The following is a 20,911-nucleotide window of genomic DNA, read 5'->3' on the forward strand; positions in this document are numbered from 1 at the left end:
AAAACCGGCTGTCAGTCATACTTTCAGCCGGTGAATGATTACTGACGGTACGCCTGTTTAATTTGCTTGACCGTACTGGAGAATACGGCAGCCTGAGCCTTATCTTCCATCTGCGCGATTTGCTTTTCCATTTTAATAATCACGCGGCCTGCATCTGCCTGGCCCATGGCCTGAAGCATCAACGTCAGCATCGCTTTCAGGCAGCAAACTTCTTGCGCCAGCTCTTGATTATTTTCTGCAGTGGAAAAATCTGGTGTACTCATCGATATCCTCGTTTGCTTTCTGCGCAAATGCGCATGACTAAAAGTAAAGGCGGCGCAGTATACCACAAGCAAGGGAAAAAAGAGTGCCTGATTTCTGTTCTCTCATTTGAATGGTGAATGGTTCTATTTGTTGCGTAATACGTAATTATGGGGCCTGAGCGGGATAATTTTGCGTGATGCTATTTTTTCGTTAATAATTGTTACATATCAGCGCTGTATTTCGCTTCTACATAAAGTGTTGTGTTTTTGCGTAATCTGTATGATCAATGTTAAAAAAATGGTGTTGTATAACGCTATGTTATCTATGGAATTCTATAAGATACGCTGACAAATTTTCACTATGGCGTAAGAAAGTTTTCGTAGCACATTTTTGGGCTTTTAAAGTTACGATAAAACCCGGTAATATGTAAAAGATAAGCTATCAGTAGCGTTATCCCTCAATTCTGGAGATTATTCCTTTGATCAACGTCCTTCTTGTTGATGACCACGAACTAGTGCGCGCAGGGATACGACGCATTCTGGAAGATATAAAAGGGATTAAAGTTGCCGGCGAAGCCTGCTGCGGCGAGGATGCCGTGAAATGGTGCCGCGCACATCCCGTTGATGTCGTCCTGATGGATATGAATATGCCGGGTATCGGCGGACTTGAAGCGACGCGTAAGATTGTCCGCTCTGTTGCCGATGCCAAAGTGATTATGCTGACGGTGCATACTGAAAACCCACTGCCGGCCAGGGTTATGCAAGCCGGCGCGGCGGGGTATCTCAGTAAAGGCGCAGCGCCGAAGGAAGTCGTCAATGCGATTCGTTGCGTGGCGTCCGGCCAGCGTTATATCGCCTCGGATATCGCCCAACAAATGGCCCTCAGCCAGATTGAACCTGAAAAGGCAGAATCGCCGTTTGCCAGTTTGTCCGAGCGAGAATTGCAGATTATGCTGATGATCACCCGAGGTCAGAAGGTCAATGAGATCTCAGAGCAGTTAAATCTGAGTCCTAAGACGGTGAACAGCTATCGTTATCGTATGTTCAGTAAACTTAACATTCATGGCGATGTGGAGCTGACGCACCTGGCAATTCGCCATGGCCTGTGCAATACGGAGTCGTTAGCAAGTCAGTGAGTGATGTTTTTGACGCCAAAGCTTTCCTGAAGACAGTTACCAGCCAACCGGGCGTCTATCGTATGTATGATGCTGGCGGTACTGTCATTTATGTAGGTAAAGCCAAAGATTTAAAAAAGCGCCTCAGCAGCTATTTTCGCAGCAATCTGGCTTCGCGCAAAACGGAGGCGCTGGTGGCGCTCATCGCGCAGATAGACGTGACCGTTACCCACACCGAAACGGAAGCGCTGCTGCTTGAGCACAATTATATCAAGCTGTATCAGCCGCGTTACAACGTGCTGCTGCGCGATGATAAATCCTACCCTTTTATTTTTCTTAGCGGCGATACCCATCCTCGTCTGGCCATGCATCGCGGGGCAAAGCATGCGAAAGGTGAGTATTTTGGCCCGTTTCCGAATGGTTATGCGGTTCGCGAAACTTTAGCTCTGCTGCAAAAAATCTTCCCCATCCGGCAGTGTGAAAACAGTGTGTACCGCAATCGCTCCCGGCCCTGCCTGCAATATCAAATTGGTCGCTGTCTGGGGCCGTGTGTCGCCGGGCTGGTGAGTGAAGAAGAGTATGCACAGCAGGTTGATTATGTCCGCCTGTTCCTTACGGGTAAGGACGATCAGGTGCTCACGCAGTTGATTGCCCGCATGGAGAAGGCCAGCCGGTCGCTGGCGTTTGAAGAGGCGGCGCGGATCCGCGATCAGATTCAGGCCGTGCGTCGGGTCACCGAAAAGCAGTTTGTTTCTAATACCGGGGACGATCTGGATGTGATTGGCGTGGCGTTTGAGGCCGGAATGGCCTGTGTCCACGTGCTATTTATTCGTCAGGGTAAAGTGCTGGGTAGCCGCAGCTATTTCCCCAGAGTCCCCAATGGAACCGAACTGGGGGAAGTTGTGGAAACCTTTGTCGGTCAATTCTATTTACAGGGCAGCCAGATGCGTACTTTACCTGGCGAGATCTTACTGGATTTTAATCTGGGTGATAAAACGCTGCTGTCCGATTCGCTCTCTGAGCTGGCGGGGCGTCGGGTTAATGTACAGACGAAGCCGCGTGGCGATCGTGCACGTTATTTGAAGCTGGCGCGGACCAATGCTGCGACGGCGTTGACGGCTAAACTTTCTCAACACGCGACGATTACGCAACGCCTGCAGGCGCTGGCAACATTGCTTAAGCTGCCGACGGTGAATAGGATGGAGTGTTTCGATATCAGTCACACTATGGGTGAGCAGACGGTCGCCTCGTGCGTGGTTTTTGACAATAACGGGCCGCTGCGCGCGGAATATCGCCGTTATAACATTACCGGCATCACGCCGGGAGATGATTATGCGGCGATGAATCAGGTTCTGCGTCGTCGCTATGGCAAGGCGATAGAAGAGAGTAAAATTCCTGATGTTATCCTGATTGATGGCGGTAAAGGTCAGCTTGGACAGGCGAAAATGGTTTTTGCCGGGCTGGATGTTCCGTGGGATAAAAATCATCCTTTGCTGTTGGGCGTGGCAAAAGGCAGTGACCGTAAAGCGGGGCTGGAGACGCTATTTTTCGACGCGGAAGGTGACGGTTTTAGCTTGCCGCCGGATTCACCGGCGCTGCATGTTATCCAGCATATACGCGATGAATCACACGATCATGCTATTTCCGGTCATCGCAAAAAACGGGCGAAGGTGAAAAGCACCAGCACGTTAGAAACGATTGAAGGAGTGGGGCCAAAACGCCGACAAATGCTGCTGAAATATATGGGGGGTCTGCAAGGGCTGCAGAAAGCCAGCGTCGAAGAGATTGCTAAAGTACCGGGTATATCTCACGGTCTGGCAGAAAAGATCTTCTACTCGTTGAAACATTAGGGGCTCTGTAGCAACATAGGGCTAATTTTTACTTACAACAGATAGTTACCCGTTATTATGCGATTTAATATCCCTACGTTGCTTACTCTGTTTCGCGTCATTCTTATCCCGTTCTTTGTACTGGCGTTTTACCTGCCATTTACCTGGGCGCCATTTGCCTGCGCGCTGATTTTCTTTATTGCCGCAGTGACCGACTGGTTTGATGGCTACCTGGCGCGCCGCTGGAACCAGAGCACCCGTTTCGGTGCTTTCCTTGACCCGGTAGCGGATAAAGTGATGGTGGCGATTGCGATGGTGCTGGTTGCTGAACACTACCACACCTGGTGGGTGACGTTACCGGCCGCAACGATGATCGCCCGTGAAATCATTATTTCCGCGCTACGTGAGTGGATGGCCGAACTGGGCAAGCGCAGCAGCGTGGCGGTATCGTGGATAGGTAAAGTGAAAACCACCGCTCAGATGACGGCGTTGGTGTGGATGCTGTGGCGGCCATATATTTGGGTTGAATGGGCGGGAATCGGTCTGTTTTTTGTCGCGGCAGTACTGACGCTGTGGTCCATGCTGCAATATTTGAACGCGGCACGTGGGGATTTGCTTGAACAGTGATCGTTTCGGCGCAATTTTCAGCAAACAATACGGGCTTTTAAAAAATAACGTTGACTCATTGCGCCAGGTAAGTAGAATGCAACGCATCGAACGGCAGCACAGTCTGACAGACGATAACGAAATCAAGTGATTAGCAATTAGCTTGACACTGCGGGAATAGCTCAGTTGGTAGAGCACGACCTTGCCAAGGTCGGGGTCGCGAGTTCGAGTCTCGTTTCCCGCTCCAGTTAAAAGCATCGGCAAATGCGGGTGTTAATGTATTAAGGCGCGTTAGCAAAGCGGTTATGTAGCGGATTGCAAATCCGTCTAGTCCGGTTCGACTCCGGAACGCGCCTCCAATTTCAATCCCGAGCCCGGATGGTGGAATCGGTAGACACAAGGGATTTAAAATCCCTCGGCGTTCGCGCTGTGCGGGTTCAAGTCCCGCTCCGGGTACCATTGGGATAAAAGCAGAATAATCAAAGCAATAAGCAGTGTCGTAAAACCACCTCCGGGTGGTTTTTTTGTGCCTGCCATTCACCTTTCTGACGATGATTTTGCCTCCCGGCATAAAAATGACTTTTCTATTTCCCCATAATTTCCCCACAATCAGAACAAGGTACATTTGCCGATCGTACCGTGAACTATGTTTTCTCCGGAAAATCCTTCCCCGAAGCCTGAATGTTTTTTGTATTTGAGTCGCGGATAAAAAGAGTTAATTTAATTGATCATGAAAATAAAATAGCAGACATCCCCTGAAGAGAGTGCGCGACGGATATCCGCCGCGCAAAAGGTCACTGCGCAGTTTGTTTATTTTCCGTGGCGACAGGATCGTTGGCTGCAGGCTCGGGGAGGCTGTTAGACACCTTGTCGGGCGCGTCATTCGTTGCCGGGCGCGTAGCCGGAACGGAATCGCACGGTTTCTCCTGCGGACAAATCAGATCCAGCATTTTCAACGTCACGCCATTAGTCCAGCCAAAACCATCCTGCAACGGGTACTCTCCGCCACCACCACCGGTGCCCGTAGAGCTGACATTGTATTTTTCAACCAGCTTCTGCTCCTTATCGTAAGTGTGCTGGACGTTACGCAGGAAGCGCCAGCTTACCTCCATGGCGATTTTCTTTTGACCATATTTTTGCAGACCTTCAGCAGCAACCCACTGTAGCGGCGCCCAGCCGTTTGGCGCATCCCATTGCTGGCCGCTATCCACCGTCGTGGTGGTCAGTCCGCCGGGTTTAAGTAATCGAGATTCGGTGGCGGCGGCGACTTTTGCCGCGCGTTCGCTGGAGGCGGCATTGACGTACAGAGGGAACAACGCCGCGGCGGTCAACTGATTACGTACTTTGTGATTCTTCAGATCGTAATCGGCGTACCAGCCTTCTTTATCATTCCACAGGTATTTCTCCAGCGCTTTCTGTCTGGCGCTGGCTAAGGCCTCATACTGTGCGGCTTTCGCACTGTCTCCCGCCGCTGTACTGGCGCGGGAGAGCGTTTTTTCCATATGAAACATCAGCGCGTTCAAATCAACCGGAATAATTGTGGTCGTACGGATGGTCGCGAGCTGCTGCGGATTATCCATCCAACGGGAGCTGAAATCCCAGCCGGAAGCTGCAGCGGATCGCAGATCGCGGTAGATCTCGGTGGCCGGACGGTTTGGGTTGCTTTTGGCGGTAGTGACATCATCCAGCCAGGATTCTGGTCGCGGCGTGTCTTTGTCATCCCAGTAGCGATTAAGCAGCGATCCATCAGGCATGCGTACAACACGCTGGTTGGCGCTGCCGGGTTCAAGCGCTTCAGCTCCCGCCATCCAGTACTGGTACTCTTTTTCCATCTGCGGCTGCCATTTTTTGAGCGCCTCGTTACCATCGTGCGGGGCCAGCAGTTCGACCATAAATGAAAAGAACGGGGGTTGCGAGCGGCTCAGATAGTAGGTGCGGTTGCCGTTGGGAATATGGCCCCAGGTATCAATTTCAGCAGCGAAATTCGCCACCATATCTTCGATTTTATCCCAGTGCCCACTCTCTGCCAGACCGAGCATGGTGAAGTAGCTGTCCCAGTAATAGACTTCGCGAAAGCGTCCGCCGGGGACCACATAAGGTTTTGGCAGCGGCAACAATGAATCCCATTTTTCCACCTCGACGGTGCTGCGCGTCAGTACCGGCCATAACCCGTCAATATGCTGGCGCAACGTCTGTCCTGCTGGCGGAACGTACCGATCATTCTCTCCCGGAAGCGTAAAATTGAGTTCGACGAAGTGTCGTAAATCGAAACTTCTCTGATTCTTCTGCATGCGGTAATCGGCAAGGATCATCAGCGGATCGCTGTTCGGGATAGCGTCGGCGAAAGTTTTCTGATCGGAGAAAAGTCTGGCGCTTTGCACATCATTAAATAGCGGACCGAGCAGAATATCGGGCGATTGCGGGGTGGTGTGGGGCTCCGCCGCCTGAGCCGTCAGCGTCGCCAGGGCGATGAATGCTCCTCCCAGCGCCAGATGTAGAGCATAGGGAAGGGGGGCGGGGCGACGAGAAGCGGAACGCGTCATAGGTTGTTCTCCTTATCATTGCAGACTCTGTGCCACTGCATTTGGCTATCAGAAAACCTTAGACGAATATTTGCCGCTGCGCGTGCGGGAGGTAACATTTTGCGTGAAAACAGCGGATTTACCGGCCGCTGCTGCCATTACAAAATCAATATATTGGCGGTGAAAATAGCCTTTGTTGGCCTGTATTGCCGATAAGGTAAAATTGCCGGATCAGGTAAAAATAAAGGGGAAGGAAAAGCCGTCCAGCGTGAGGCGAGGCCATCCGGTATCCGCTCTCGCGTGAATACCACTATCAATGGTCGTAGCTTCAAGGGCAGTCGACAAATGCTCTGCTGGCCAACATCGGCGGGCAGATTACGCAATGCTCCGGGGCCGAGAAAATATTGCAACATGCTACGTTAGATGTCTGTAAGAGGGAGAGTCTGGCGATGGAAACCTGGTGTCAGCAGGCCGTTTTTTGGACAATTCAGGTTCGCTGTAAGGATAATGCCCGTGTCAGATGGCAATAACGGCAGTTCTGAGTGATGTTTCGTGTGTCTCTGATGACGGCGTCCCGTTTCCTCACGCACCCAATGGTAAATCTCCGCGACGTTAACCCGATACCATGCGCTTCACTGACTCCGTCACCAGGGATTGGTTGTTGGTTGGAAAAATTCCGCGGAGTCAGTCCATTCCCCATCGGTCGACATTTGCCACTGGCTGGCATCCTTTAAAAATTCGCGCCAGTACTTTCACCTGATATACTTTCCGCCAGTTTTGTTAAAACTGGCGAACCGCGTTGTTAAGGGAATTGATTATGCCAGAACGTGAAAAAAACGTTATCATTCAACCGTCCTCCACTGTCTCCCGAATGCATTTTCTTCCCGCGCTATTGGTTGTTGTTTCCGTATCCGCTTTATGTGCATTTTTATCACCGCGACTGGGGTCGTGGCGCGTGATCTTGTTTAATCCAGGAATATATATTGATTTTCTGGTGCTGCTTTTTTTGCTGTTTATGCTCTGGAGTTCAACGAAAGTACGCATGCACCATGTGGCCGTAAACTGGGTGCGCTATGGGCTACTGCTGTGGATTGCCGGCGGCACTTTCGACCTGATGGATGAAATCTATTTCCAGCCACGCTGGATGGGGTACTACTGCGAAGATCTCCTGCGTTTGTCCGGCATACTGTTGGCCACGGTCGGGATCTACAAAATCATTGCGCGTATTAATCGCCTCTACGTCGATGCGCGTTCTCAATCGCTGAAAGATGAATTAACCCGGCTACCAAACCGACGCTTTTTTACCGATACCATCCGTGAGAAAGAGGACCATGCGATAGCGATAATGATTGTCGATATCGACTACTTTAAGAACATTAACGACACCTATGGTCACATGGTGGGAGATGAAGTGCTGTTTGCTTTCGGTAAACAGCTGGCCAGGCTCACCAGCGATAAGGTGCTGCCTTCCCGAATCGGGGGAGAAGAGTTCGCCATTATTGTTGATGGTCTGACGGCGCAGGAAGTGGATGAACTGGCGCAATCTATTTTGCAAAATGCCCGTGCGATCCTGATTAACCATGATAATCCGCTGTCGGTCAGCATTGGCGTTGGGGTGCGTGGTAAAGGCGAGCCGCAGAACCTGTTTATTAAAAAGATTGATAACGCGCTCTACAAGGCGAAAAAGAAGGGACGAGGGCGCGTGGAGTGGGCCGTTTAGCGCGGCCTGAATTATCCCTGCTGGGCGCTGCGGCAGTGACGGCGATATTCAGATGGGGAGCGCTCGGTATAGCGTTTAAACACCCGGCAGAAATAGTTACTGTCAACAAACCCGCAGTTATGGGCGATCTCTTTCACCTTGAGATCGTAGCCGCGCAGCAGTTTTTTCGCTTTCTCCAGCCGTACGCTGGTCAAAAATTCATTAAAACCGACGGAACCGGATTTCTGGAAGATATGCGAAAGATAATTCGGTGTAATATGGAAGCGCCTGGCTACCGATTCACGGGTCAGGGGCTGGCTGAGATGCTCTTCCAGATAATCCTGCACCGCCATAAACAGATCGCGGCTGCGGCTGACGCGCATCTCCAGCCCGACCAGTTGCTCAAGGCAGTGGCTCAGTAAGGCAGAAACCACCAGCCTGGCGGTGACCGGATCCGGCTGCAGGCAAATTTCATTCAGTGACAGCAACAGATAAGAACCCACCCGCGGCCCCAGACGGGCGACGTTCTGCTTCTCTGTTCGGAGTTGCTTGCCGTCCCAGTGCTGAAGGCAAAAACCGAGCTTCTGACGGCCAAACAGAATACTTAATGTTGCTGCCGGTCCGGTCCATTCCGGCAGCGTCCATTTCCCCGCCTGCACGTAGAGTACCTGTGAAGCGGATAAAACCGTCTCTGACAGCGGCAGACCGCTCTCCTTAAGATCGCCTTCCAGTACAATTTCCAGCCGCGGAAAGGGCACTTTAAACGCCAGCGCGGGCTCGGAAATGTCTGGATCGGGAAACCTGACGTGCAGATTATCTTTCTGATTCACTAAACGATTTAAAATATCCGCCAGCGTGTCAATCATTCCGTAGGCCTTAGAAGAGAATTATTATCCTGTTGATTATAATCTATTTTATGAATATTGATCTGTTCTGTATCAGAGCAATCTCTCCTGGGCCTTCAGCAGAGAAGGGTGAAAACGCTGGATTTTGATATCCTTCACACTTTTCTGTCCCGTGTACGCTTGTCCAGTTTTTTGTAGTTTTAGCCTCATGTATTCCGTCGTGACGCAGCTTAGAGTTGGTATTGTGTTATCGATAAGTTAAGGAATATACATATGGAACAACAATCTGCCGTTTATCTGAACGCGCTGGGGGCCGACATGGCGCTTCCTGCGAAAATGCAGCAGGAGCTGGATACGCTGGGTTATACCGTTGTGCATAACGTGGTGGACCCGGAGTGGCTGGCGGCGATGCGCACGCTTATTGACGCTATCGTTGAGAAAGAGGGGGATAACCTGGCGATTGAGCATCACCAGGAAGCGACGGCGACGCGCATTGCCAATCTGATTAACAAAGGGGCGATTTGGGAGAAAGTCTGGTGTCATCCGCTGATCCTTTCTGCCTGTCACTATATTTTTCAGGGCGACTTTAAAGTCTCCAGCCTCAACGCGCGGGAAGCGTTGTTTAACGGCGGTCACCAGCCGCTGCATGCGGACTGGAAAAAACCGCGACCTGATTTTCCGAAAGTGCATCTGGTGAATACCATTTGGGCAATTGATGATTTAAGTGCGGAAAATGGCGCGCCGCGCATTATTCCCGGTACGCATCTGCGGCCAGAGCTGCCGGAAGAGGTGCTGAATGACCCGGAGCAGACGCATCCTGATGAAGTGGTGTTTGCCGCACCGGCAGGCAGCGTGATGATCTATAACGCTCATACCTGGCACGGCGGAACGCGTAACCGGATTGGCAGCAGAAGACGGGTGCTGCACGGCTTGTATATTGACCGGCAAGACACGGCGCAGCAGGATCAGCAGCGCTGGCTGACGCAGGAAACCGCCAGTCGTCTGACGCCAGCGCAAAAATGGTTGCTGGGTGTGGAATAGCGGAAAGGCTCGCGGGCGAGTGTGGATAGCGACGCCAGCTTCTCGCCAGTTGGCAGAGAATGTCTGACCTGCCCGCAAACCTGACCGTCATCAGAAATGGCAGTCCAGGTCAACGCCGTCGAGTCTCAGGGCACGCCGCCTCAGAGGCGCGATACAACCGGAGCAAGAGCCCAATGCCGTTCACTTAAGCAAATCATCGGTGTTGTCTTTTGTTTTATTTGCCAGCGGCAATCGCATTATCGGTGGTTTAAACGAAAATCTGATTCGGTTGATTCACTAACTGAGCTGATACGGGCTTAAATATAAAGGATATAACTTTTTTATGACTTTCAGCCTCTGAAAAGCCCCTGACGAATAACGGACTCACCGCATGGGGGTTGGGCGCATCAAGGAAACCTGGCGGGAACGCAGGCGCGCATCCAGGACTGGCCGCCAGGACGGCGGCCAGAGGGCGGGTCGAGACAGGGACGTCGAGTCCCGCCCGGTCCGCCAGATGAAGCCGGAGTGGAGCGGACCGCGCAGCGGCAGGTTTTCAGCGCAATGCCGGGGGTGCAGGGGGACGGGCGAAACGTCCCCCTGCCCGTTCACATGCAGTGGATATAACGAATATCCGCGTATTTATCGTGAACGGAACAGACCACGGAATCTGAATGGGCGAAAACGAAAAACGCGCCATGTTCGCCATAACCACCGATCGACAGAACCGCTCAGCCAGCCATAAACACAACTGACACCCCTTAACTTGACCCGCATTAGAGCAAGAATCTCATCGCACTCAGGGGATCTCAATATAGACCACCGGTTTTTTCATAATGCCTCTCACCGCGTCGACAATTTGCTGCGGCTGCAATAAAAAAGTTTTGATACTGGTCTTAATAGTACGGATGCCGCTAAAGCGTCTGGCGTCGTCAATCTCAATATCCGTTACCAGCAGAACGACATCGGCGTGGGCAATATCGTCAGCCGTTATTTTATTCTCTACTCCCAGCGCGCCCTGGGTTTCTATTTTGATATTCCATTTCTCGTGGTGACCGACCTTTTCCAGGCGCTCAGCCGCCATATAGGTGTGAGCGACGCCGCTGACACAGGCCGTTACGGCAACGATATTGAAATCCATAGCATCCTCCAGGCGTTATCCGCCAATGGTCACGCTAAAGCCGGCCTGTTCGGCCAGCGTCTTGAATGGTTGAATCTCAGACTCTGTGGGGGCGTTAATCATCGACATCGACCATGTTTTGCCCAGTAAGCGATATTTTGGCTCGCCGTATTGATGGAATGGCAGAAGATGAATGTCGCTTAGTTTTAAGGGGGCCAGAAACGCCAGAATCTGGCGGAAATTCTCTTCATTAAGTGTAAAACCCGGAATTAACGGTATCCGTGGAATCACGGGAATATTCGCCTCCACCAGGCGAGTAAAGTTATCCAGTACCCGCGGCATATTGATCCGCAGCAGTCTCCGGGCCAGGGCTGCATCCATGATTTTCAAATCAAACAGTACTTCATCACATGCCTTCGCCAGCGGAAAAAAGCGGTTAAACGCGCTATCGCCTGCCGTTTCGATAGCGGTCCTGATCCCCCATTGGCGTAAGCGGCACAGAAAACGCGCGGCGAATTCGGCCTGCATCAATACTTCGCCCCCCGACAGGGTCACGCCGCCGCCGGATGCGCGGAAGAATACGTCATCCTTCAGCACCTCGTTAAGCAACGTATCCAGCGTCACGTCGCGACCAATTTGCTCCCATGCGCCGGAAGGGCACTCGGTAACATCCTGCTGGCAGCGGGCGCAATGCAGGCATTTGCTCTCCCGGCGCACGGTCTGGATTTTCGGCGATATCGATTCCGGATTGGCGCACCATGGGCAGGCGTGCGGGCAGCCTTTAAAAAAAACGACGGTGCGGATCCCCTGACCGTCATTCAAAGAGTAGCGCTGAATGTTAAAAATGCGCGCCCTGTCGGCGCGCGTTTCCATCACCTCACAATTGATGCGCGGTGCGGCGGATAATGTCATCCTGAATCTCCTGCGACAGCTCGACGAAAAAGGCGCTGTATCCCGCCACACGCACCACCAGACCGGCGAAATCCTGTGGCCGCCGCTGGGCTTCGCGCAGCGTGTCGGCGTTGACCACGTTGAACTGAATGTGCTGTAGCTTAAGCCGGGTGAAAGCCTGTAAAAAGTCGGCGAGCTTATTGAGGCCGCTGTCACCGGCAAGCGTCGCCGGCGTGAATTTGACGTTGAGCAGCGTACCGTTAGACAACAGATAGTTATCCAGCTTGCTGACCGACTTGAGCACCGCCGTTGGCCCCTGGGCGTCCTGACCGACCATCGGCGACAGTCCGCCGTCCGCCAGTTGCTCACCGGCCAGGCGTCCGTCAGGGGTTGCGCCAACCACCGAGCCCAGCGGCACGTGGGCGGACACGGTATATGAGCCCGGTGTGAAATGGCCGCCGCGCGGGTTCTGGTACCGCTCCACCTCTTTACAATAGAAGCGCAGCAAATCGGCGCTGATATTGTCCACCTCGTCAATATCGTTACCGTATTTCTCAAAGCGATTGATCAGGCGGGCGCGGATTTGTTCCCCTTCTGGCGTCTGGAAATTGGCTTTCAGCACCGCCATCAGTTCAGCAAAACTCAGGCGTTTCTGCTCAAACACCATCCCTTTGAGCGCATGCAGCGAGTCGCTCAGATTAGCGATGCCGATGCCCTGAACGCCGGAGAAGTTATAGCGCGCGCCGCCTTCGGTAATATCTTTGCCGTGCTGCACGCAGTCTTCAATAAACGATGAAAGCAGGGGAACCGGCGCCCAGTCCCGGTGGCCGATATCGCAAATATTACTGCCTTCGACCATCAGTTTGATGTAGTAGCGAATTTTGTCGCGGATCTGGCTAATCAACCCATCCCAGCTGATGTCGGGATTGTCTTCGTTTTCCAGCATCACGATCTCCATCACCTTCAGCAGATTAAACATCGCGATATCGTGCAGGCCGTAGGTGCGCCCAGGGATCGACAGCTCAACGCAGCCGACCACCGAATAATCCCGCGCATCTTCCAGCGACACGCCGCGATTGAGAAACGCCGGGATCACCACTTCGTCGTTAAAGATTTGAGGTATACCGGTGCCAAGGCGAATGGTTTCTGCGGTTTTGCGCAGGAAAGGACGGTCAATAAGCTCATTGACCCGCACGCCGAGGTTCGGCTGCGGCAGGCGAACGTTCTGATAAGCGTCAAGGGATAAAAACGACAGAACGTTCACCGCGCTGCGCCCGGTCACGGTCAGGCCGCCGAGCAGGGCGGTATAACCCGTGGGAAAGCCGGCAAAGTAGCGTGCGCTGCTGGTCGAGCGCAGCAGGACAATATCGTTACACTTCACCCACAGCGATTCCAGTAGCTCTTGAAGAAACCGCGGATCCTGACCGCGATTTAGCGACGCCTGATAATAAGGTAGCATGTATTGATCAAAGCGCCCCAGCGAAATCGAACTGGCGTTGGATTCATACTGCAAAATAATATTCATATACCAGAACAACTGGCACGCCTGGCAGAAATCCTCCGGACGGTGTCGCGCATTATGGCGGGAAATATCCGCAATGCTCTTTAGCTCCTTGCGCCGCTGCGTATCGTCGCAACTGGCGGCCATTTCATCGGCAAGGGCCGCATAGCGCAGGATATGGCGCTGAGAGGCTTCCAGCAGGATCAGCACCGCCTGATAGAAGTGGTTTTGCGGATGCTGTTTATTCACCGCTTTAAGTTCCGTTACCAGCGCGGCCAGGCCATTTTCCAGCAGGCGAGGGTAGTCAATAATAATATGCCCCTGGCCCTTATCCGTCTGGTTAACGCTAAAAATTTGCGTACTGACGGCACTTTTCACTTCATCCGTCATCTGGCGATTAATAAAGTCCTTCATTGAGCGATTTTCCCAGTAAGGGAAAAGTTCTTCGCGGTAGATGCGTTTGTCTTCCTCGCTGATAGTGAAGCGATCCTGAGGGCGGGTCGGGAACTGATCCAGCTCCCTGAGCAGCCAGTAAGGGTCCATCTCCGGAGAGATAATTCCGGCACGCGGCTTAATCGTCCGGTTACCGGCGATCAGTTCGTCATCACGAATCGAAATCTGCACATGATCGAGGATCCATGCGGTTGCTTTCGCCCGGCGGATCATCACCGGCTCCCCTTCAGTCTGCTTATGGCTGGCGGTATAGAGCAGAGCACGTTCAAGGGAGATCTCGCGCGGCTGGGCGAAGAGGCGATCTTTTAGGCGTTGAGTGCGATTGGTCATGACAAACTCCATGTTAATTTAGCGGGGCGCAGAACCTGCCCCGCGATGCAATTCAGGCCTTCTGTGAAAGGTGGCTATCGATTTTGTTCATAATGGCTTCGGCGCGCTTCACGGCATCGCTGATGTTGACGCGCACAATGGTTTTTCCGGCAAAACGTTCTTCGAACTTGATACCGATATCTTTGGTCAGAATAACCATATCGGCGCTGGCGACGTCATCCGCCGTCAGTTCGTTCTCAATGCCGATAGAGCCCTGGGTCTCGACTTTCACCTGCCAGCCTTTGGCTTTGGCGGCGCTTTCCAGTGACTCGGCGGCCATATAGGTGTGGGCGACGCCAGACGGGCATGCGGTAACGGCGATAATTTTGGTCATATGATATTCCTTCCCGTGTTTCAGTTAATTTCAAAATCAAGATCCATGTCGTCATCGGCTTTCGCATCCGGCGTGTTCTTTTTCGCCAGCGCTTTGAGCAGAATGACGCAGGCTGCGCTGACGATTGCACCTACCACGATACCGGCAATAAAGCCGCCTTTACCCTGTACCACTGGCAGGACAATCAGCCCGCCCCAGCCGGCGTAGCATTGTGCGCCAAGCAGCGCTGCGGTGACGCAACCCGCGGCGGCGCCAACCATAATGGAGGGGATCACGCGCAACGGGTCGGCGGCGGCGAAAGGGATTGCGCCTTCAGTGACACCAACGCAGCCCATGACCAGCGCGGCTTTACCCGTTTCCCGCTCTTCCGCGGAGAAGTATTTCCGACCAATCAATGTTGCCAGCCCCATGCCCAGCGGCGGTACGGCGATGCCGACGGCAGCGATGGCCACCACGGTGTAAACCCCCTGTGAGACACAAATCAGCATAAAGGCATAAGCGACCTTATTGACCGGACCGCCCATATCGAAGGCCAGCATCAGGCCCATAATGATGGCTAACACGACGATGCTGCCCTCGCGCATGCCCTGCAGCCAACTGGTTAAGCTGGCGGTCAGCGCGCCAATCGGCTCGCCGAGGCCCCACATCATGATCGCGGCGGTAATAAAGGTGCCAGCGATCGGGATAACAAAGATCGGCATCACCGAGCGCAGTATCTTGTGCACCGGGATCTTCTTCAGGTAGTAAACCACCAGACCGCCAATCATCCCGGCAATCAGCGCGCCGAAGAAACCGGCGCCGAAGCTGTTGCCGACCCAGGCGCCGATGGCGCAGGGCGCCAGCGCCGCGCGGTCGGCAATGGAGTAACCGATGTAGGCCGCCAGAAACGGCACCATCAGCGTCAGGCCCGCTACGCCAATATCAAACAGTTTTTTCAGATTAGGATCGGTGGCGACATCGGGTACTGCTCCCTTGCCGTACAACATGACGGAGACCGCCAGCAGGATCCCCCCGGACACGACAAAAGGGATCATATGCGAGACCCCGGTCATCAGGTGCTGGCGTGTATTTTTTAGTATTTGCACCAGTTCGTTCATTGTTTTTCTCCTGGGCGCGGCGTGGCCCGTGGCTGGGTTGATGTTTCAACATTAGAAAAAGGGCGGCGCATAAAATAGTAGAGAAAAAGCGCATTTACTGGATATTTGTAAGGCGAGAAGAAAATTGCGATCCACCTCAAATCTTAGCTATGCCGGGTTATTGGGGCGTTGAATCGCGCTATTTGTGATGACGCGCATAAAAAAGAGCTAAGCATACAATTGTCCAGTAATTACCAGTTTTGTCGCGTAGTGGCGGGCGGATAATTTTTTTACCTTTTGGAGAAATAATGCATTGCTCAGGAGGAAGGCGATGGCCCTGGTAATTGAATTCATCTGTGATTTGCCCAATGGCGTACATGCGCGTCCGGCGAGCCTGGTTGAAACACTGTGTAATCGTTTTTCGTCTTCGGTCGAATGGGTCAATATTCGTAGTGCAGGGCGGGGGAACGCAAAAAGCGCGCTGGCGATTATCGGCACCAATACAATTAAAGGTGATTGCTGCCAGTTGATCATCAGCGGCGAGGACGAGCCGCAGGCGTTTGAGGCACTGTCGGCATTTATCGCCGATGAGTTTCCGCATTGCGATGCGCCGTTGCCAGCGGTGGAACAAATGGATATTCAGCCGGTGCCTGAATCACTCTCACGTCTTCACCCTACGCTGTTTCATGCTGTACCGGTCTGCGCCGGGAGCGCGGGCGGCAGGCTCATCCATCTGAAATCATTGGATCTGCGTGATTCAGGCCCGCTGCCGGCGGCGGGCTCGATTGAGCAGGAGCAGGCGTTGCTGGATGAGGGACTGACGCTGCTGGTCAAAAATATTGAGTTTCGTCTGCTGGATAACGACGGCACCGCCAGCGCGATCCTCGACGCGCATCGCTCGCTGGCGACCGACGCCTCGCTGCGCCAGCATCTGCTCGACGGTCTGCTGTCCGGCCTGAGTTGCGCCGAAGCGGTGGTTCGCTCCGGCGAACATTTCTGCGCTCAGTTCAGCGCTTCCGGCAATCGCTATTTACAGGAGCGCGTACTGGATGTCCGCGATGTCTGTTTCCAGTTGCTGCAGCATATCTATGGCGAATCACGCTTTCCGGCGCCGGGAAAACTGACGGAAGCATCTGTCTGTCTGGCCGATGAATTAACCCCCAGCCAGTTTCTCGAACTGGATAAAACGCGTCTTAAAGGCCTGCTGCTGCGTAGCGGCGGTACGACATCGCATACGGTGATCCTCGCACGCTCGTTCAATATCCCGACCCTGGTCGGCGTGGAGATGGACGCGCTGCTGCCGTGGGTCGATCAGCCGGTGCAGATTGACGGCAATGTCGGTCTGGTCGTCGTGAAGCCGGATGACGCGGTGGCGCGATATTATCAGCAGGAAGCCTGGGTACAGGCGCAAATCCATCGCCAGCAGCAGGTCTGGCTGGATAAAGAGGGGCGGACGGAAGATGGCGTTCGCCTGGAAGTTGCGGCGAATATTGCCCATTCGGTGGAAGCGACGGCAGCATTTAGCCAGGGGGCGCAGTCGGTGGGGCTGTACCGCACCGAAATGCTCTATATGGATCGTCCGAACGCGCCATCGGAAGACGAGCTTTACAATCTATTTTGTCAGGCGCTGGAGCCGGCCAACGGGCGCAGCATTATCATTCGCACCATGGATATCGGCGGTGACAAGCCGGTGGCATATCTCAATATTCCGGCGGAAAACAATCCGTTTCTTGGTTACCGCGCGGTGCGTATTTATGAGGAGTACCAGGCGCTGTTCCGCACCCAGCTACGGGCGATTTTGCGCGCGTCGGCGCACGGTGCGCTGAAAATCATGATCCCGATGATTTCAGCAATGGAAGAGATTCTGTGGGTAAAAGAGCAACTGGCGGATGCCAAACAGTCGCTGCGCAGCGAGCATATTCCGTTTGATGAGAAAATCCCGCTCGGCATTATGCTCGAAGTGCCGTCGGTGATGTTTATTATCGACCAGTGCTGCGAAGAGATTGATTTCTTTAGCATCGGCAGCAATGACCTGACTCAGTATCTGCTGGCGGTGGATCGCGATAACGCTAAGGTGACGCGCCACTATAACAGCCTCAATCCGGCATTTTTGCGGGCGCTGGATTATGCGGTTCAGGCGGCGCATCGTCAGGGTAAGTGGATCGGTTTGTGCGGCGAACTGGGGGCGAAAGGGTCGGTGTTGCCGCTGCTGGTGGGGCTGGGGCTGGATGAATTGAGCATGAGCGCGCCATCGATTCCGGCGACAAAAGCGCGTCTGGCGCAGCTTGATAGCCGCGCCTGTCGTCAGTTGCTTAACCAGGCGATGCAGTGCCGTACTTCGCTGGAGGTGGAGCATCTGCTGGCCCAGTTCCGCATGGCGCAGCAGGATGCGCCGCTGATTACCGTCCGCTGCATTACGTTGAACAGCGACTGGCGCAGTAAAGAGGAAGTGATGAAAGGCATGACCGATAACCTGCTGCTGGCCGGCCGCTGCCGCTACCCGCGCAAGCTGGAGGCCGATCTGTGGGCCCGCGAAGCGGTATTTTCCACCGGCCTGGGGTTCAGTTTTGCCATTCCGCACAGCAAATCGGAACATATTGAGCAGTCGACCATCAGCGTCGCCCGTCTGGCGCAGCCGGTGGCCTGGGGCGATGATGAAGCGCAGTTTGTGATTATGCTGACCCTGAACAAGCATTCGGCGGGGGATCAGCATATGCGCATCTTCTCGCGGCTGGCACGGCGCATTATGCATGAAGCGTTCCGTCAATCGCTGGTGGCGGCAGACAGCAGCGAGGCTATTGCCGCGCTGCTGCAGCGGGAGCTGGAGCTTTAGCCCGCGGCCTCTTCCCGGCGCCGCCGCCTCTGGCGGGCCGACAGTTTGGCTTTGCCGCCGGTGCCCGTTACCGCCGGGCAATCGCCTGACAAATCGCCTCGCCCACCTGTTGGGTGGAGGCGCTGCCTTTCATATCCGGCGTTTTCGGCCCGCTGGCAATGGTCTGCTCAATCGCCGCCAGAATGCCGTCATGGGCGGCCTGGAAGCGTTCATCCCCGTTACCGAGGAAATCCAGCATCATCGCGCCGGCCCAAATGGTGGCGATAGGGTTGGCGATATTTTTGCCGTAGATATCCGGCGCAGAACCGTGGACGGCTTCAAACAGCGAGGGGAAGGTACGATCCGGATTAAGATTTGCCGACGGCGCGATACCAATGGTGCCGGTACAGGCCGGGCCGAGGTCGGAGAGGATATCGCCGAACAGGTTGGAGCCGACCACCACGTCAAAACGCTCCGGCTGTAGCACAAAGCGGGCGCACAGAATATCAATATGCTGCTTATCCCATTTCACGTCCGGGTAATGCTGCGCCATCGCTTCAACCCGTTCGTCCCAGTAGGGCATGCTAATGGCGAGGCCGTTGGATTTGGTTGCCGACGTGAGTGTCTTGCGCGGGCGGCTTTGCGCCAGTTCAAAGGCGTAACGCAGGATCCGATCGACGCCGCGCCGGGTAAATACCGACTCCTGAAGCACCACTTCATGTTCGGTTCCCGGATTCACTCGCCCCCCCAGAGCGGAGTATTCTCCTTCGGTATTTTCGCGCACCACATAGAAATCAATATCGCCGGGCTGTTTACCCGCCAGCGGGCAGGGGACGCCGGGGAACAGGCGCACCGGACGCAGGTTGACGTACTGGTCGAATTCACGGCGAAACTTCAGCAGCGACCCCCACAAGGAGATGTGATCCGGCACGATAGCCGGCCAGCCGACCGCGCCGAAATAGATAGCATCAAAATCTTTCAACTGCGCGTGCCAGTCGTCAGGCATCATTTGACCGTGTTGCGCGTAGTAATCGCAACTGGCCCATTCGAAATGTTCGAAGCTTAACGCCAGCCCCCAGCGTTCGGCGGCGGCTTGTAGCACGCGCACGCCCTCAGGCAGCACTTCTTTACCGATGCCATCGCCGGGGATGGCGGCAATACGTAAGGTTTTATTCATCTTTTTTCTCAGTTCAGGGTAAGAGAGGTTGACTTCATGTCTATCCTATAATGGACTCATTCATAATTAATCCCGTCAAACGGTAAAACATAAAACACGAATTATGAATAATCTGCTGCTAAACGATTTACGCGTCTTTATGCTGGTCGCCCGCCGCGCCGGTTTTGCCGCCGCTGCCGAAGAGTTGGGTGTTTCCCCGGCTTTTGTCAGTAAGCGTGTATCGTTACTTGAGCAAACGCTCAATGTCCGGTTACTGCACCGCACGACCCGGCGGGTCGCGATTACCGCAGAAGGCGAACGTATCTATGAGTGGGGGCAGCGTATTTTGCAGGATGTCGACCAGATGATGGATGAGCTTTCCGATGTGCGTCAGGTGCCGCAGGGGACGCTGCGCATTATCAGCAGCTTTGGCTTTGGCCGCCGGATCGTCGCCCCGGCGCTCTCTGAGCTGGCCCGCCTCTATCCGCAACTGGAGATCCGTTTTGATGTTGCCGACCGGCTGGTGGATTTAGCCAATGAAGGGGTCGATCTGGATATCCGCGTCGGTGACGACATCGCCCCCAATCTGATTGCCCGCCAGCTCGCCGCCAATCGCCGTATTCTCTGCGCCTCAGCGGAATTTGTCGCCCGTCATCCGGTACCAAAACAGCTTAGCGACCTTGCCGCGCTGCCCTGCCTGGTTATTAAGGAACGCGATCGGCCCTTTGGCGTCTGGCAACTGCGCGATAAAGAGGGCGAGCATGCGATTAAGGTTACCGGCCCGCTGTCGTCAAATCACGGTGAGATCGTCCATCAATGGTGTCTGGACGGCCAGGGAATCGCGCTGCGTTCATGGTGGGATGTCCGGGAAAATATTGCCAGCGGCCATCTGGTGCATTTACTGCCGGAGTTCTATCAGCCCGCCAATATCTGGGCGGTGTATGTGTCGCGGCTGGCAACCTCGGCAAAAATTCGGACCACCGTGGAGTTCTTGCGTCACTATTTTCAGCAACACTTTCCACAACTGGAGAGTGAAGTCAAAACACCGCGCCAGCAATAACAATGCCGTTCACTTAAGCAAATCATCGGTGTTGTCTTTTGTTTTATTTGCCTGTGGCAATCGCATTATCGGTGGTTCTGGCTAAAATGGCATTTTCGTTTTCGCCCATTCAGATTCCGTGGTCTGTTCCGTTCACGATAAATACGCGGATATTCGTTATATCCACAGCGTGTGAACGGGCAGGGGGACGTTTCGCCCGTCCCCCTGCACCCCCGGCATGGCGCTGAAAACCTGCCGCTGCGCGGTCCGCTCCACTCCGGCTTC

General features: G+C 54.0%; 16 protein-coding genes and 3 tRNA genes. 10 read left to right on the forward strand and 9 right to left on the reverse strand.

The window, feature by feature from the left end; all coding sequences use genetic code 11:
* Positions 1-38: 38 nt before the first annotated feature.
* Positions 39-263 (reverse strand): DUF2594 family protein, encoded by a 225-nt coding sequence (locus ABK821_RS17050; RefSeq protein WP_138363064.1) that lies wholly within the window; start codon positions 261-263, stop codon positions 39-41.
* A 458-nt stretch (positions 264-721) separates the two neighbouring features.
* On the opposite strand from ABK821_RS17050, the gene uvrY reads away from it, so the two are divergent.
* From uvrY to ABK821_RS17080, 6 genes are all read left to right on the forward strand, one after another.
* Positions 722-1,378, forward strand: coding sequence for a UvrY/SirA/GacA family response regulator transcription factor (gene uvrY / locus ABK821_RS17055; RefSeq protein ID WP_138363065.1), 657 nt, complete (start codon positions 722-724; stop codon positions 1,376-1,378).
* Positions 1,375-3,207, forward strand: coding sequence for an excinuclease ABC subunit UvrC (gene uvrC, locus ABK821_RS17060; protein ID WP_343178597.1), 1,833 nt, complete (start codon positions 1,375-1,377; stop codon positions 3,205-3,207). The genes uvrY and uvrC overlap by 4 nt, the downstream gene beginning before the upstream one ends.
* A gap of 57 nt (positions 3,208-3,264) precedes the next feature.
* Positions 3,265-3,813: a CDP-diacylglycerol--glycerol-3-phosphate 3-phosphatidyltransferase gene (pgsA, locus tag ABK821_RS17065; protein ID WP_138363067.1), complete on the forward strand. Its 549-nt coding sequence runs from the start codon at positions 3,265-3,267 to the stop codon at positions 3,811-3,813.
* Positions 3,814-3,963: 150 nt separating this feature from the next.
* Positions 3,964-4,039: transfer RNA gene (locus ABK821_RS17070), tRNA-Gly, on the forward strand.
* A gap of 38 nt (positions 4,040-4,077) precedes the next feature.
* A tRNA-Cys gene (locus ABK821_RS17075) sits at positions 4,078-4,151 on the forward strand.
* 13 nt (positions 4,152-4,164) lie between these two features.
* Positions 4,165-4,251, forward strand: a tRNA-Leu gene (locus tag ABK821_RS17080).
* 335 nt (positions 4,252-4,586) lie between these two features.
* Here the strand turns inward: ABK821_RS17080 and ABK821_RS17085 are convergent.
* Entirely contained in the window at positions 4,587-6,335 is a 1,749-nt protein-coding gene (locus ABK821_RS17085; RefSeq protein WP_395033999.1) for an alpha,alpha-trehalase, read from the reverse strand.
* Positions 6,336-7,131: 796 nt separating this feature from the next.
* On the opposite strand from ABK821_RS17085, the gene ABK821_RS17090 reads away from it, so the two are divergent.
* Positions 7,132-8,034, forward strand: coding sequence for a GGDEF domain-containing protein (locus tag ABK821_RS17090; protein WP_395034000.1), 903 nt, complete (start codon positions 7,132-7,134; stop codon positions 8,032-8,034).
* A gap of 11 nt (positions 8,035-8,045) precedes the next feature.
* Here ABK821_RS17090 and ABK821_RS17095 read toward each other — a convergent pair whose 3' ends face one another.
* Entirely contained in the window at positions 8,046-8,879 is an 834-nt protein-coding gene (locus ABK821_RS17095) for an AraC family transcriptional regulator (RefSeq protein WP_138363070.1), read from the reverse strand.
* A 252-nt stretch (positions 8,880-9,131) separates the two neighbouring features.
* Between ABK821_RS17095 and ABK821_RS17100 the strand changes: the two genes are divergently transcribed.
* Positions 9,132-9,899 (forward strand): phytanoyl-CoA dioxygenase family protein, encoded by a 768-nt coding sequence (locus ABK821_RS17100; RefSeq protein WP_343178549.1) that lies wholly within the window; start codon positions 9,132-9,134, stop codon positions 9,897-9,899.
* Between the two features lie 775 nt (positions 9,900-10,674).
* Here ABK821_RS17100 and ABK821_RS17105 read toward each other — a convergent pair.
* From ABK821_RS17105 to ABK821_RS17125, 5 genes are read right to left on the reverse strand one after another with little or no spacing between them, the layout of a single operon-like run.
* Entirely contained in the window at positions 10,675-11,016 is a 342-nt protein-coding gene (locus ABK821_RS17105) for a PTS fructose-like transporter subunit IIB (protein WP_138363072.1), read from the reverse strand.
* Positions 11,017-11,031: 15 nt separating this feature from the next.
* Positions 11,032-11,907, reverse strand: a complete 876-nt coding sequence (locus ABK821_RS17110; RefSeq protein WP_138363073.1) for a [formate-C-acetyltransferase]-activating enzyme — start codon at positions 11,905-11,907, stop codon at positions 11,032-11,034.
* Positions 11,873-14,170, reverse strand: coding sequence for a formate C-acetyltransferase (locus ABK821_RS17115; protein ID WP_142502148.1), 2,298 nt, complete (start codon positions 14,168-14,170; stop codon positions 11,873-11,875). The genes ABK821_RS17110 and ABK821_RS17115 overlap by 35 nt, the downstream gene beginning before the upstream one ends.
* A 52-nt stretch (positions 14,171-14,222) precedes the next feature.
* Positions 14,223-14,543 carry a PTS fructose-like transporter subunit IIB gene (locus ABK821_RS17120; RefSeq protein ID WP_138363075.1) on the reverse strand — a complete coding sequence of 107 codons (321 nt, stop codon included), beginning with the start codon at positions 14,541-14,543 and terminating at the stop codon, positions 14,223-14,225.
* A 20-nt stretch (positions 14,544-14,563) separates the two neighbouring features.
* A complete protein-coding gene (locus tag ABK821_RS17125; RefSeq protein ID WP_138363076.1) occupies positions 14,564-15,640 on the reverse strand; it encodes a PTS fructose transporter subunit EIIC in 1,077 nt (358 codons plus the stop codon).
* A gap of 310 nt (positions 15,641-15,950) precedes the next feature.
* Between ABK821_RS17125 and ptsP the strand changes: the two genes are divergently transcribed.
* Positions 15,951-18,452: a phosphoenolpyruvate--protein phosphotransferase gene (ptsP, locus tag ABK821_RS17130; protein ID WP_343179188.1), complete on the forward strand. Its 2,502-nt coding sequence runs from the start codon at positions 15,951-15,953 to the stop codon at positions 18,450-18,452.
* Between the two features lie 67 nt (positions 18,453-18,519).
* On the opposite strand, the gene ABK821_RS17135 is transcribed toward ptsP, so the two are convergent.
* Positions 18,520-19,608, reverse strand: a complete 1,089-nt coding sequence (locus ABK821_RS17135; RefSeq protein WP_138363078.1) for a tartrate dehydrogenase — start codon at positions 19,606-19,608, stop codon at positions 18,520-18,522.
* A gap of 103 nt (positions 19,609-19,711) precedes the next feature.
* On the opposite strand from ABK821_RS17135, the gene ABK821_RS17140 reads away from it, so the two are divergent.
* The gene (locus ABK821_RS17140; protein ID WP_138363079.1) at positions 19,712-20,647 is read left to right on the forward strand and encodes a LysR substrate-binding domain-containing protein; all 936 of its coding nucleotides are present in this window, start codon (positions 19,712-19,714) and stop codon (positions 20,645-20,647) included.
* The last annotated feature ends 264 nt before the right edge of the window (positions 20,648-20,911 follow it).

Source organism: Klebsiella sp. KE9456, assembly GCF_043832615.1.
Classification (GTDB): Bacteria; Pseudomonadota; Gammaproteobacteria; order Enterobacterales; family Enterobacteriaceae; genus Klebsiella; species Klebsiella indica.

Excerpts from the sequence above, each read along its gene's own strand:
- ABK821_RS17090 (WP_395034000.1), top strand. The coding sequence starts at position 7,132 with ATGCCAGAACGTGAAAAAAACGTTATCATTCAACCGTCCTCCACTGTC.
- ABK821_RS17095 (WP_138363070.1), bottom strand. The coding sequence starts at position 8,879 with ATGATTGACACGCTGGCGGATATTTTAAATCGTTTAGTGAATCAGAAA.
- ABK821_RS17100 (WP_343178549.1), top strand. The coding sequence starts at position 9,132 with ATGGAACAACAATCTGCCGTTTATCTGAACGCGCTGGGGGCCGACATG.
- ABK821_RS17125 (WP_138363076.1), bottom strand. The coding sequence starts at position 15,640 with ATGAACGAACTGGTGCAAATACTAAAAAATACACGCCAGCACCTGATG.
- pgsA (WP_138363067.1), top strand. The coding sequence starts at position 3,265 with ATGCGATTTAATATCCCTACGTTGCTTACTCTGTTTCGCGTCATTCTT.
- ABK821_RS17115 (WP_142502148.1), bottom strand. The coding sequence starts at position 14,170 with ATGACCAATCGCACTCAACGCCTAAAAGATCGCCTCTTCGCCCAGCCG.
- ABK821_RS17085 (WP_395033999.1), bottom strand. The coding sequence starts at position 6,335 with ATGACGCGTTCCGCTTCTCGTCGCCCCGCCCCCCTTCCCTATGCTCTA.
- ABK821_RS17140 (WP_138363079.1), top strand. The coding sequence starts at position 19,712 with ATGAATAATCTGCTGCTAAACGATTTACGCGTCTTTATGCTGGTCGCC.
- ABK821_RS17110 (WP_138363073.1), bottom strand. The coding sequence starts at position 11,907 with ATGACATTATCCGCCGCACCGCGCATCAATTGTGAGGTGATGGAAACG.
- ptsP (WP_343179188.1), top strand. The coding sequence starts at position 15,951 with ATGGCCCTGGTAATTGAATTCATCTGTGATTTGCCCAATGGCGTACAT.
- ABK821_RS17120 (WP_138363075.1), bottom strand. The coding sequence starts at position 14,543 with ATGACCAAAATTATCGCCGTTACCGCATGCCCGTCTGGCGTCGCCCAC.
- ABK821_RS17050 (WP_138363064.1), bottom strand. The coding sequence starts at position 263 with ATGAGTACACCAGATTTTTCCACTGCAGAAAATAATCAAGAGCTGGCG.
- ABK821_RS17135 (WP_138363078.1), bottom strand. The coding sequence starts at position 19,608 with ATGAATAAAACCTTACGTATTGCCGCCATCCCCGGCGATGGCATCGGT.
- ABK821_RS17105 (WP_138363072.1), bottom strand. The coding sequence starts at position 11,016 with ATGGATTTCAATATCGTTGCCGTAACGGCCTGTGTCAGCGGCGTCGCT.